The following is a 12409-nucleotide window of genomic DNA, read 5'->3' on the forward strand; positions in this document are numbered from 1 at the left end:
CACTAATCCTTAGACCCAAAGGGAGAAGCGATTCCAAGCTGTTCACAGAACCCTGCAATTATTGTGTCCGCCTCAGCCATTTTACCCTCTAATGCCACAAGCTCTCGCGTTATGGCATCTAGATCAACAGGCTCTTCTTCCTCAAATGTATCGATATAACGTGGGATGTTGAGATTATAGCCGTTCTCTCTCACCTCACTGATCGGTGCAACAGTTGCGTATTTTTCAACATCCTTGCGCTCTTCATAGGTCTGCATGATCTTTGCAACATGCGAATCAGTAAGAGTGTTCTGATTTGCTTTTTTCTCAAACTCCCGAGAGGCGTCAATGAAGAGAATATTCTCCTCATGTACACGGCATTTTTTGAGTACCAAAATACAAGCAGGAATAGATGTTCCATAAAAGATATTAGGAGGTAGACCGATTACTGCATCTAAATAATTTTGCTCTTTGATAATATATTCGCGAATTACGCCCTCTGCTGCACCACGAAACAAAACACCATGAGGTAGAACAATCGCCGCTGTTCCATTATCTGCCATTTGATGAATCACATGTTGAACGAACGCGAAATCAGCTTTTGTTTTTGGCGCCAGTTTCCCATATTGAGCAAACCGATCATCCGTTTCATTTAAGGGATTATCATCGCCTTTCCATTTTGCTGAGAAGGGAGGGTTAACAACAACTGCTTCAAATTCCATGCCCTCATGCTGGGGCTTTTCAAGCGTATCCTCTTGCTCAATACTAAACTGACTAAAATGAACGTCATGGAGGATCATGTTCATACGACAAAGGTTGTATGTCGTTCGATTTAACTCTTGTCCGTAGAACTCACCAACCTTCGCCTCTTTCGCAATACGCAATAACAAGGACCCAGAACCACAAGCAGGATCATAGACATTCTTAACCTGCCCCTTACCCAATGTAACAAGCTTGGCAAGGATACGAGAAACTTGCTGGGGAGTATAAAATTCTCCAGCCTTCTTTCCAGCACCAGATGCGAATTGAGAGATCAGGTATTCGTAGGCATCGCCCAAAACATCTGCATCAACTTTATCCAGTTCAAAATCAATCTTATCAAGATGCGCCAGAACTTTCGCGATCAAATCGTTTCTGTCTTTTGGCTTCTTGCCCAACTTACTATTGGACAGGTCAAGATCTTCAAAGAGGCCGATAAAGTCATCTTCACTTTCATGCCCCATCGTGCTCTGTTCAATGGCATTGAGGATGCTTTGAAGGTCATCAAGGATGAAGTTTCCAACTTCTGCCTCGTCGTCTTCATCAATCTTGATATTGCCCTTAGCAGTGATAGCACTAAACAATTCATCAGGTGTTAGAAAGTAACCCAATTTCTCAAGGGATTCTTCTTTGATTGCTTCTATATCTTCCTGATCTTGGACTAGTGCATAGTCTTTGATGCTCTCCGTCTCGAGAAGTTTGTTCGCAAAGATATATTGTTTCTCTGAAAGGTATTTGTAGAAAATGAAACCGAGAATGTAATCGCGGAACTCATCGGCACTCATCTTACCGCGTAATTCATTTGCGATATTCCAGAGCTGTTGTTCCAGCTTTTTCTTCTGTTCGTTAGTCACACTCAGCCCCCAAGCAAATCTTTATTGTGTAAGAAGATATGTCATATTGAACTTGGTGCGAAAAGCTAATTCACGTGATTTATTTTTGGATTTGGCAGATGCCTTAAACTTCACAACCCAGTCCCCACACCCTCATTTTACAGTGCCCAAAAATCATAATTTTTGATAGAAAATATTGAGGCGTAATGCAGAGATAGAACAAAGGGGTATCCCCCCCCTCCTACCCCCATCGATAAACTCCCCTATTTTTCGACTCGTATCCACACCATGAGGGCGTATAGCTCAGCGGGAGAGCATGCACTTGTGCAGCAAGTGCCACTTCGTTCACATTGACGAGTGTGAACAAATGTGAATAGGATTGTTTTTTAACTAGGAATGGTTAGGCCTTGAAAGCACAAAACCCCAAGGTTTCCCTTGAGGTTTTCATGGTGGGCGTAACTGGGATTGAACCAGTGACCCCTTCGATGTCAACGAAGTGCTCTCCCGCTGAGCTATACGCCCTATACCCGAAAAACCGGTCGATAAACACGCTTTGTTCGGTGAGACAGGGAAGTATCAAACTGCTATATGTTTGACAAGCCCTTTCACAAAAGTTTTCTGCTACAAAAGCACTTTATTCACTTCAGTAATTAAATCTCTTAGATGAAATGGCTTTGACAAAACCTTATCGCTCTTGAAAGAAGAATCACTCTCTTCCATCAAAATCCCTGAAAAACCAGTGATGAACATAACTTTAATCTCTGGTTGATGAGAACGGGCAACTTTAGCCAACTCGACACCACCCTTTTCGGGCATAACCACATCAGTAAGCACCAAATCGAAACGATGAAAAGATAACGTTTCTTCAGCTTCCAGACCATCCGCAGCAGCGATCACATTGTGTCCAGCCCGCTCCAGAGCACGGCACAGATAATATCGTAAATTATCGTCATCTTCTGCTAGAAGAATGTCAGCCATTAAACGGTGCATCAATCAAATAAAGTTCAAAAAAACTCTCGACACCTCGCCATCATAGCATCAAGAATGGATTTAAGCTTATACAACAAATCACTGCCCATAATCAAAAGAGCGTTATGATAGTCGCATCGCACATGAAAAAATTAAAATCCATATTATTTACAAGACACTTGACGATCACATCATGACTTACGATTTTAATGAGATGGGTGAAAACATTTCAACAACACAACACAATATATCTACAGACTTGAAACAGGGCACCGTCAGAGAGACTGAATCCTATCGATTACACCTGCCCAATCAGCATACCTTACCTGTTGTTCTGTCTTCCCCTCACAGCGGTAATAACTACCCAGAATCATTTATCGAAGGTTCCAGACTAGATAGTCATAACCTCCGTCGATCAGAAGACTCTTTTGTAGATGAACTATTTCAAAATGCTCCAAAGTTGGGTGCTCCCTTACTCTGCGCACTCTTTCCCCGTGCTTTCGTTGATGCAAACAGAGAGCCCTTCGAACTCGACCCCCATATGTTCGAAGATGAACTACCCAGCTATGTAAACACAAACTCGCCCCGTGTTGCTGTTGGCCTGGGGACTATTGCTCGTAACGTCACCAGCGAAACGCAGATTTATAAAGATAAACTGACCTTTGCCGAGGCAAAGGACCGCATAGAGCGATTTTATTGGCCTTACCATCAAGTTCTTCGTCAACTTGTTGACACCACAAAACGCAAGTTTGGCTATTGTATTCTGATTGACTGCCATTCCATGCCCAAATTGACAACACGTGCTAACGGCATCAGTTCACGACCTTCATCGATCCACTTTGTTTTGGGGGATCGTTTTGGCAAAGCCTGTTCAAGGGCCGTCACAAAAACAGTGGGAGATATTCTTGAACAGAATTCCTATCGTGTTCTTAATAACAATCCCTACCCCGGCGGTTTTATAACCCAACATTACGGCGAACCCGCCTTGGGCATAAATTGCCTTCAAATCGAAATATCCCGTACACTCTACATGGATGAGGATAGGATAGAACGCAGATCTGATTTTGATGATATCGCCTCATTGATGGATGAAATCATTCTCGCAGTCGGTTCAATCCAAGCAAACGTACTCGATTATTAGAAACCGGGCTTAGTCCAGGTATTTCCGCAATCGACATCCAGGACATAAAGGCAGGAACGACCCTTTTCTCTTTGGATCGTTTATGAGCAGGATTGTTCGGTAAACATATTTAATGATTCTTCTTTAACTCATCTTCTATTCTTCAACATTTTTTCTCGGGTATTTTTTGCCGCCTTACCCTTCCTCCGAACGTAACTTTATTCCTTATTTAAAAGTACCTTGGTCCGAGTTGATCAGAGTCTATTCGGTTGCCGATATATTAATACTATCAAATAGAATTTCCATTCAATCCCCAACATCCTATTGATAACAAAAGAAATATCATTGTCTCTAAATATCCCGCCATGTAAGTAGAACACTTCATAGTTCCACGAGGATCCTGGGAAAAAATTCTTTCGCCATCCAACAATAAAACTGGCCTCAAAATTGCTTACTATATTTTCAAGAGTAATTGGAAACTGGAGGAGAAAATGTTCGATCATGAAAGACGTCAGGATTTTCTAATTCGCAAGAACCACGAGCCGGTTAAAATTTTGGCAATGAAAGAAGAAAACGTCGGCAAGTTTATTAATCGCGTAACACGCAAATTCCCGAACGAACGCTGGGAAATTTTGCCTCGAATGCTGCCAATTCAAACTGATTAAAACAAAGAGCTGCATAAAACCAGCGTTTCATCAAATGACGCGACAAGGAAAGGAGTAAAAGATCATGCCACGCAATCTGTTAAAATCGCTTGCGTTTGCTGTTGGTGTTTTCGCATCAGCCAATGCTTTTGCTCAATCCCTTACCGCAAAGAAGAACAGTGATATCTGTGCGGATATCATTACAGAAACTGAAATTCAGAAAACAATTCCTCTTCATCTTCTTAGAGCAATCTCACTTGTTGAATCTGGCAAATGGGATAAAGAAAAGGGAAGCAGGGTGGCATGGCCTTGGACAGTGATGGCAGAAGGAAAAGGGCGATATCTTCCGACAAAACAGGCTGCAATCGCGGAAGTCCAGAAACTGAAAGCAAAAGGTGTCAAAAATATCGACGTCGGTTGCATGCAGGTCAATTTGTACCATCACGCCAAGGCATTCAAATCATTAAACGATGCTTTTGACCCTCACAAAAACGTTGCATATGCGGCCAAGTTTCTTGTTGAGTTGCGTGGCAAGTCCCCATCCTGGACATCAGCTGTCGGCAGGTATCATTCCTACAACCAAAAATACAGCACTCCTTATCGCCGTAAAGTTTTAACCGCGTGGCGCGATGAAAAACATCGTATCAACAAAGAGATGCGTCTCGCAGCTCTTGAAAAAAGAGCGCAAGACAAGATCGCGAAACAGCAGGCGAAAACCAAAAAACATGCCGAGATTCACGCGCGCAATCCAGGCGGCGTTGCTGCCACCCACCTAAAGACAGAGGGAATCACATCTACCTTGGGCTTAAATCTTCCACAATCTAGCTCGCGAAAAAAAATCACTGCTACTACAGAGGCATCGCCTAAAATTACGCAAAAACCCAACATAACAAATCCAGCAAAAGATCAGGCGACTTCAGTTCAAGCTACAGGGCGTTCAATTGCTACCAGAATTCTTTTTGAAAAATTTGATGTGCAATCTTAAAACTTCGTTGAAAATAAACGTAATCAAAACATCAGATTCAAACAAATTGACACATCCCCATCTTCTAAAGTAGCTTGATTTTAAATCGCGAGGTTCCCCCTATGGGATGAAAAGGGAATTTGGTGAAGTTATATGGCGAACACCCATGTGACTAACTCCAAAGCTGCCCCCGCAACTGTAAGTGATGAGATATCATCTTGTGACCCACTGGCCAGATAATCGGCTGGGAAGGAAGGATAGATATTTATGATCCACGAGCCAGGAGACCTGCCATCGCATTTATCAACCATTAACCCGGGCGGGGTGCACCGGAGGAGAAAATGCTATGACGAATTACGCCTCTAATCTATCTTTTGCTTCTGCGATTGTTTCTTCCAATTCTACTAACGATCCCAAATCGATCATTCACCAGATGCTTATGATGGATGAAGATACAAATACACCACCGGAAGACATTATCCTTGCCTGGGTCTTGAGCCTTCCCAATGAACTCGACCCCGCTTTGGCCGCCACACGGTTATTATCTCATTATGAAAACATCGTTGACCAGGCAAAAAAAAGCAACTTAAAGACCATAATGTTTCTCAAACAAACAGCTGAATTCCCAAGATCCCGTCTGGCAGCAACATCACGACGGAGATCAAGATACAGACACAGACTGCATTCCTGAAATTCACCAATTGCCTGACACACTCAAAACTGGCTTAACGTTTTGAAACTCGAAGACCAATATATCCCGAGTTCTACCATTTCATTGAACTCAAATATTTCAGGGCATTAAGCTTTGCATATTACGTAAAGCAAAAATAAAGGTACGAGAACCATGGGGCTTGGGATATAAGTCAATTCCGTTATTTCATCCCCATCATTTCAAAGTGTCGAACTATTGATTAAGTTGCCTGCTCACTACAAACACATTCTGGCTTTAGCGACCCCGCTGATACTATCCAACTTAACTGTTCCTCTGTTGGGGGCCGTTGATACAGCTGTTATGGGGCACTTACCTGATCCCGCCTATATCGGGGGTGTCGCTGTGGGTGGAACAATCTTCAGTTTTCTCTTTTGGGGCTTCGGCTTTTTGAAAATGGGAACAGTGGGCTTCACATCTCAGGCATTTGGCGCAAAGAATTTACCTGAACAGCAGGCAGCTTTCCTACGTCCCATGTTACTTGCCCTCTTGTTTGGGTTAATACTTATCTTGTTGCAAGCTCCTCTGTTACAGCTATGCGTAACGCTGATTGACGGTAGCGCAGAAGTACAGCAACTTGCATTTCAGTACAGCACCATACGTATATGGAGTGCCCCTATTGCCCTGTCCAATTACGTCATTATTGGTTGGTTAATTGGTAAAGGCGAACCTAAGCTTACTTTTATTTTACAGGTCATAATAAATTCAGTGAACATTTTCCTCGATCTAATTTTTGTTCTTGAATTTGACTGGGGGGTCGAGGGAGTTTCTTTAGCAACAGTAATTGCAGAGAGCATTGGTTTTGCTGTAGGTTTATGGATCATTCTGAAAAAATCTGATTTCTTCATAAAGCAAATCGATTGGCAGAATGTCTGGCTCCGCTCTCATATTCTTGCTCTGTTTACAGTAAACAGGGACATCTTTATTCGTACTTTATGTCTTATTTTTGCCTTTGCCTATTTCACTCGGTTAGGGGCAGGCATGGGCGATGAAATCCTAGCTGCCAATGCGGTATTAATGCATTTTCTTTATTTTTCAGCTTACGGTCTGGACGGCTTTGCTCATGCCGCAGAGATTACTACCGGTCATGCAAAAGGGAGAAACGACAACAAAGAATTTAGAAATGCTGTACAAGCCAGTAGTGTCATGGCGTTACTGACGGCAGCTGTCTTTGTGATACTCTTTTATCTATCCGGGCAACTTATTGTTAATTTGTTCACGGATATTCCCAGCGTTAAATCAATAGCAACAAACTTTATTTACTGGCCCATCATTATGCCTTTGATAAGTGTTGCAAGCTTTCAGTTTGATGGCATTTTCATTGGCACGACGCGCACCGCGGATTTACGGAATGCCATGATACAATCCTTGATCATCTTTTTGATCAGTACATGGCTTCTTGTTCCGGTGTGGGAAAATCATGGACTCTGGCTTGCAATGTCCATTTATATGGCCGCACGCGGCATAACACTTCTGAGATATTACCCAGCCCTTGCAAGATCTATCGGCTCCAAATCAGTAGAGGCTAAATCTGTTAAAACATAGCCCTCTGAAAACCGCGCAGATCGTCGAAGTAAACGTTTTTTTATTCACCATTTTGCGGAAGTGAAACAATAATAGACAGGCCACCATCCTGACGGTTTTCAGCACGGACATAGCCACCAATAGCCTCAACATTTCTGCGAACAATCCATAACCCGATCCCCATGTGATGAGAGGATCCAACGCCTGCACTTTGTTTGACACTCTCATCAGCATCATGTCCGACTTTTTTGGGGCGATAAGAAACGTATCGCTCGAAAATACGCTCCAATTCACTTTCCGGCACGCCGGGCCCGCGATCACGCACTGCTAATTCAGCTGTTTTCTTGCCATTGATTAAATCAACGGTAACCGTCGTACCACGAGGAGAAACTTCAAGGGCGTTATCAATAATGTTCTCAAGAATGGTTTCCAGCATGTCTTCGCCAGCAAGGATTGAGATTTCATGATCTATCGAGCTTTGCAGAATAACACCTTGCTGAGAGAAGCTCACATTATAAGCCTCGAGCATTCGCAGCAAGAGAGCCGAAAGATCAATGTTTTCTCTGGGCGGGTTCAAGAGCTCAGCTGAGGTATGCTCAAGATGGCGAGCTGTCGAAACCAGGTTTTCCAAACGATCGAGAGCTTCTTCAACCACCTGAAGAGCTCGGCGGCCTCTTTTGTTCTCGGTCTCGACCGTTTTGTTTAACGGCTCAAGCGCTTGTCTGATAATTGCCAGCGGCGTTTTAAAGGCATGCGCGTTATCTTCCGCTGCACGACGGATTGAATCAGATGACTCACGCAGAGTATGAGTCATTCGATCAAATTCATGAGCAACAGGTTCAAGTTCCGGAACTTTGTTACTCATCATAAAGCTGCTTTTATCCACGCTGCCTTCACGGATTCCCCGGGCGAGATCCCGAAAACGCATCAAATCGCGCCAGACCGTAAACACAAGAATGGTAAGAATAAGCGCCATGCCGAGATAAATTGCGGCGGCGATCTGAACTTCAAGTGTTTTCCAATAGGGTTGTCCAATGGACGATCCAAGAAAGACTTCCGCCGACTGTGTCGCAATAACCGCCCAACATCCTGCGTCCGTTCTTATTGCAGTCATAGAGGTGAGAAGCTCTTCAATCCCGCTTGGGCGCAAATGCCTTATCGCCATTGGGCGCTCGATCAAACAACTGGCCGTCAAATTATCAAAGACACCCTGAGCAACCAGTGTTTCGCGCTCTTTACGAAGCTCGTCCGCTGAAAGCCTCGGTTCGGAAGCAACAAAAAACACCCCCTGTACACCCTCTTCACCAGCAGGACGGAAGAGAACTTTAATACCATTTCCTTTGGTCGCAATACGTTCAATTTCTTCTGGTAAATCCAATAGAATAGATGGATCTGCACTCTCAAGCATTGGCCGCAAACTTTCGGCCATCAGACGTCCTTGTTCACGCACGGCGGTCAAAACAATGTTTTGACGATCAAGATCTGCTTGGCGGAATTCTTGATACAAAAGGGCTGGAACAGCAAAAAACACTAAAAGCATAATAACAAATTTTGCAAACAAAGAGTGTACAGCTCGGCTCAACCGCGACCGCCGAACTTTCTTCTGTTCACTGTTATTTATAATCACGCTCTGGTGCTTCACGATCTAACCTTTGGGTAAGTTAAGCCGTGCCTGACGGACCATCATTCCGCCAGCGATAGCCAAATCCGGGATAGTTTTCAATGTGCTCAAAATCATCATCAATTTCGCGGAATTTTTTACGTATGCGTTTAATGAAAGAACGCACATTGGCTTTGTAGCCATCTGTGCCATAGCCCGCGACAAAATCTTTACCATGAACAAGATCATATATCTGGCGATAGCTAACATCGTTACCAATGCCTGTAGCAAGAAAGCAGACAATTGCAAACTCTGTTAGTGTCAAGTCGAGTTGTTCGCCTTTCCAATAAGCCCGCATGATGTCCTCGCGGATTTCAAGATCGCCAATCCGAGAAGATAACGGATTGCCAGAATCACTTTCATCTGCTTGAGAAGAAGAACTACCTTTTGTTCCTTCGGCAATCAGCCGCAAACGCTGTAGAATGATTGGCAAGCGTCTCGACTTATCTATAAAATCAACGGCCCCCCAACGAAGAGCAGCTTCTTCATAAATTTCATCGCTCAACATCGTCAGGAAAATAACCGGATTGTTCATCCGCGCTTCGCGTAAACGCCGAAGAACAGCCAAACCGTCCAATCCGGGCATACGCCAGTCCAAAAGGATTGGATCAAGCGAGGGCTCGTTCAATAAGTAGCTCAACACATCAGAACCATTATCAAAATCAATAACATTAAACCCTTCCTCGGAAAGGTTCAGCCCAAGTGATTCCCGGAAAAGGTCGTCATCATCAACTAAAATAACGCGCGGACTTACCGTCTCAACTACCGTCGTCGCTGCCATCATTTTCTATCTCCTGCATTCACATTCATTACTTTCGAGTGGTCACACACATCATAACTTTATTGAAGAACTCACTGTACATATCAATTTGCCTCATGAATCAGGCGACAAACTGTCAGGAACATCCTTTTTTAAAGAATTGGTATCTTCCATAATTTTTTGAAAACAAGCCTGAACGACAGCATGATCTTCATCACTAATTGTACCAGGTTTTAACGGAGAAGCGCTTTCGGCCAACTTTTCATCATCAGCCTTAAGCGATGTAACTTTTGAAACGCCATCACCGTTCAAACCGCTTTCATAAGCCAGAACCCGATAATCCCCGGCCTGATCCAGTTTCGGATAGAAAAAAATTTGCAGGCTACAGCTTTCAATATCATATCCCCAAACGCGGGCGGGATAGACATCCCTAATCCACACAGGTTGCCCTAATTTTTCCCGAACCTGAAGAAAAGACATACCAAGCAAGTCGCTGATTTTTGGCGTAACCAGCAGCGATCTTTCTGAAATGCTTTGATCGGATTGCGATGCCAGCAAGTCTTCTGCTGGTTCCGGCCTATTTGGAATATCTTTCGGTTTCCATTTTGGTTTCGGCACCTCGTGCACGGAAGCAACTTGTGGTTCATGCTTTGCATTACCGCGCGCGGCAATCTGAGGTTCAGCAGGCCTCTGTGCATCACTTGCATTATTTTTGTCCGCAAAGAAGCCACCTTTACCTGGAAAATTACTACATCCAGCCAAAAGAAGCATCGTTACAAAGAAAAATGGATAACGAAGCGATCCCCCGATCCTGTTCATTCCTAGATGACATCCCAGCATAATTGTTTCGTAGCGCGAACGCTGACTATCCCTTATCGACACAAACCTTCCAAGGCTTGTGTTCATTTTGTGGTCAAGGCTTAATCGGTGTTACAAATAAACATCCAATAAGCAATAAAAGCAGCCCAATATCAGAGCATGTAGAGCGACTTCCCCCCTTCAGAAACCTCAGCAAGAATCTCGTCAGAAGATTGAAGGCAACAAAACCGTCACTGTAATCATAAACGATAGAAGCATCGATGACCACGGAAAGGCGATTCCGCTCACATTTGGTTATAAACCTGAAAAAATGTCATTTTAAAGGAAGCTCTGCACCAAATAACAATTATTTGAGAAAGGGCAACAAATAAAAGCCTATAGAATTAACGGCTTCAAGCATTGCGTCACCTCAAATAAGTCGGTATGTCAGACACTCATTTTTGGAAATAATTTTACTAATACATTTCCGTATGAGCCCGACAACTATATGATGCCCATGTCTGGGTATGTTTTCTTAGAATTAATCAGCAGGAACCGAATGAAAATCTGCCAAATTTGCGCTGTCGATTTCTCGCTTTACCATATGCTTCTTCCCCTGATGAAGGGAATGCGGGATGCAGGACATGAAGTTGTTGGCGTATGTAGCGACGGCCCTTTGGTCGAAAAAATTCGCGCTGAAGGCTTTCGGGTAGAAACCATTGAGATCGAACGATCTTTTAATATTCTTTCTCATACCAAATCATTTGGGAATTTAACTCGTTTTTTCAAAGATGAAAAGTTTGATCTGGTTCACGCCCACACACCAGTAGCATCCCTAATTGCCCGCTTCGCAGCGCGTGTAGCCAGAATTCCCCAAATCGCCTATACAGCCCACGGTTTTTATTTCCACGAAAACATGCACACAGTAAAGAAAAACATTTTTGTCGGACTGGAATGGTTTGCAGGACGTTTTACAGACACCCTGTTCACACAAGCGCAGGAAGATGCGGAAACAGCAAAAAAGCATAAGCTTTGCAAGAATGGAACAATCGTTGCCATAGGCAATGGCATCGACGTCAATAAATTTTATCCTGCATCTCCCAAATCCTACCGAAAAGCTCTTAGGACAGAATTGGGTGCGAAAGATGACGAAACCATTATTTTGATGGTTGGACGCTTGGTCAGGGAAAAAGGTTATGTTGAACTTATTGAAGCCATGAAAAAGGTTAATGCAACGTTGTGGATTGTTGGGGATCGCCTTGAAAGTGATCATGCTACCGACATTGACGATGCAATGGCACAAGCCAAAACAGATGGAAAATTAAAAAAGCGCATCCGTTTTTTGGGGTATCGTGATAACGTAAACCAAATAATGCGCGCAGCCGATATCTTCACACTTCCTTCTCACCGAGAAGGAATGCCAAGATCAATTATCGAAGCAATGATGACTGGCCTCCCTGTTGTTGCAACAAATATCCGAGGATCCCGGGAAGAAGTCGATGACGGAAAGACTGGTATCCTGGTTCCTGTGAACGAACCCGAGAAACTGTCCGACGCCCTTTGTAAACTTGTGAACAGTCCCAAGCTACGTGAAACCATGGGCACAGCAAGCAGAGAACGTGCTTTAGCTCTCTATGACGAGCAAAAGATAATCGAAACCCAGCTCAAGATCTTGAATCTAAACTAAGGC

At 43.6% G+C, this 12409-nt stretch carries 11 protein-coding genes, 1 tRNA gene and 1 riboswitch; of the genes, 6 read left to right on the forward strand and 6 right to left on the reverse strand.

The window, feature by feature from the left end:
- Positions 1-2: 2 nt before the first annotated feature.
- The 3 genes from WH96_RS01210 to WH96_RS01220 all read right to left on the reverse strand — a co-directional run bounded on the left by WH96_RS01210 (position 3) and on the right by WH96_RS01220 (position 2549).
- On the reverse strand, positions 3-1592 hold the full coding sequence (locus WH96_RS01210; protein WP_047762307.1) for a type I restriction-modification system subunit M: 1590 nt from the start codon (positions 1590-1592) through the stop codon (positions 3-5).
- A 426-nt stretch (positions 1593-2018) separates the two neighbouring features.
- Positions 2019-2093 (reverse strand) — tRNA-Val (locus tag WH96_RS01215).
- Positions 2094-2192: 99 nt separating this feature from the next.
- Positions 2193-2549, reverse strand: coding sequence for a response regulator (locus WH96_RS01220; RefSeq protein ID WP_047762308.1), 357 nt, complete (start codon positions 2547-2549; stop codon positions 2193-2195).
- A gap of 184 nt (positions 2550-2733) precedes the next feature.
- Here WH96_RS01220 and WH96_RS01225 point away from each other — a divergent pair, with 184 nt between their 5' ends.
- The 5 genes from WH96_RS01225 to WH96_RS01245 all read left to right on the forward strand — a co-directional run bounded on the left by WH96_RS01225 (position 2734) and on the right by WH96_RS01245 (position 7522).
- Positions 2734-3681 carry an N-formylglutamate amidohydrolase gene (locus WH96_RS01225; protein ID WP_053005532.1) on the forward strand — a complete coding sequence of 316 codons (948 nt, stop codon included), beginning with the start codon at positions 2734-2736 and terminating at the stop codon, positions 3679-3681.
- A 470-nt stretch (positions 3682-4151) separates the two neighbouring features.
- Positions 4152-4325, forward strand: coding sequence for a hypothetical protein (locus WH96_RS21840; protein ID WP_156176653.1), 174 nt, complete (start codon positions 4152-4154; stop codon positions 4323-4325).
- 64 nt (positions 4326-4389) lie between these two features.
- Positions 4390-5289, forward strand: coding sequence for a transglycosylase SLT domain-containing protein (locus WH96_RS01235; RefSeq protein WP_053005536.1), 900 nt, complete (start codon positions 4390-4392; stop codon positions 5287-5289).
- Positions 5290-5363: 74 nt separating this feature from the next.
- Positions 5364-5578, forward strand: a riboswitch (cobalamin riboswitch).
- A gap of 36 nt (positions 5579-5614) precedes the next feature.
- Entirely contained in the window at positions 5615-5959 is a 345-nt protein-coding gene (locus WH96_RS01240; protein WP_047762310.1) for a hypothetical protein, read from the forward strand.
- Between the two features lie 216 nt (positions 5960-6175).
- Positions 6176-7522, forward strand: a complete 1347-nt coding sequence (locus WH96_RS01245) for an MATE family efflux transporter (RefSeq protein WP_245629389.1) — start codon at positions 6176-6178, stop codon at positions 7520-7522.
- A gap of 40 nt (positions 7523-7562) precedes the next feature.
- Here the strand turns inward: WH96_RS01245 and WH96_RS01250 are convergent, their stop codons facing one another.
- The 3 genes from WH96_RS01250 to WH96_RS01260 all read right to left on the reverse strand — a co-directional run bounded on the left by WH96_RS01250 (position 7563) and on the right by WH96_RS01260 (position 10803).
- Positions 7563-9041 (reverse strand): sensor histidine kinase, encoded by a 1479-nt coding sequence (locus tag WH96_RS01250; protein ID WP_156176654.1) that lies wholly within the window; start codon positions 9039-9041, stop codon positions 7563-7565.
- A gap of 121 nt (positions 9042-9162) precedes the next feature.
- Positions 9163-9945 carry a response regulator transcription factor gene (locus WH96_RS01255; RefSeq protein ID WP_245629391.1) on the reverse strand — a complete coding sequence of 261 codons (783 nt, stop codon included), beginning with the start codon at positions 9943-9945 and terminating at the stop codon, positions 9163-9165.
- A 90-nt stretch (positions 9946-10035) separates the two neighbouring features.
- Entirely contained in the window at positions 10036-10803 is a 768-nt protein-coding gene (locus WH96_RS01260; RefSeq protein WP_156176655.1) for a hypothetical protein, read from the reverse strand.
- Positions 10804-11278: 475 nt separating this feature from the next.
- On the opposite strand from WH96_RS01260, the gene WH96_RS01265 reads away from it, so the two are divergent.
- Complete coding sequence (locus WH96_RS01265; protein ID WP_047762313.1) at positions 11279-12406, forward strand: glycosyltransferase family 4 protein; 1128 nt, start codon at positions 11279-11281, stop codon at positions 12404-12406.
- The last annotated feature ends 3 nt before the right edge of the window (positions 12407-12409 follow it).

Source organism: Kiloniella spongiae, from assembly GCF_001026905.1.
Taxonomy (GTDB): domain Bacteria; phylum Pseudomonadota; class Alphaproteobacteria; order Kiloniellales; family Kiloniellaceae; genus Kiloniella; species Kiloniella spongiae.

Bases quoted from the DNA above. Each gene is read 5' to 3' on its own strand.
- WH96_RS01220 (WP_047762308.1), bottom strand. From the start codon at position 2,549: ATGGCTGACATTCTTCTAGCAGAAGATGACGATAATTTACGATATTAT.
- WH96_RS01225 (WP_053005532.1), top strand. From the start codon at position 2,734: ATGACTTACGATTTTAATGAGATGGGTGAAAACATTTCAACAACACAA.
- WH96_RS21840 (WP_156176653.1), top strand. From the start codon at position 4,152: ATGTTCGATCATGAAAGACGTCAGGATTTTCTAATTCGCAAGAACCAC.
- WH96_RS01235 (WP_053005536.1), top strand. From the start codon at position 4,390: ATGCCACGCAATCTGTTAAAATCGCTTGCGTTTGCTGTTGGTGTTTTC.
- WH96_RS01240 (WP_047762310.1), top strand. From the start codon at position 5,615: ATGACGAATTACGCCTCTAATCTATCTTTTGCTTCTGCGATTGTTTCT.
- WH96_RS01250 (WP_156176654.1), bottom strand. From the start codon at position 9,041: ATGCTTTTAGTGTTTTTTGCTGTTCCAGCCCTTTTGTATCAAGAATTC.
- WH96_RS01255 (WP_245629391.1), bottom strand. From the start codon at position 9,945: ATGATGGCAGCGACGACGGTAGTTGAGACGGTAAGTCCGCGCGTTATT.
- WH96_RS01265 (WP_047762313.1), top strand. From the start codon at position 11,279: ATGAAAATCTGCCAAATTTGCGCTGTCGATTTCTCGCTTTACCATATG.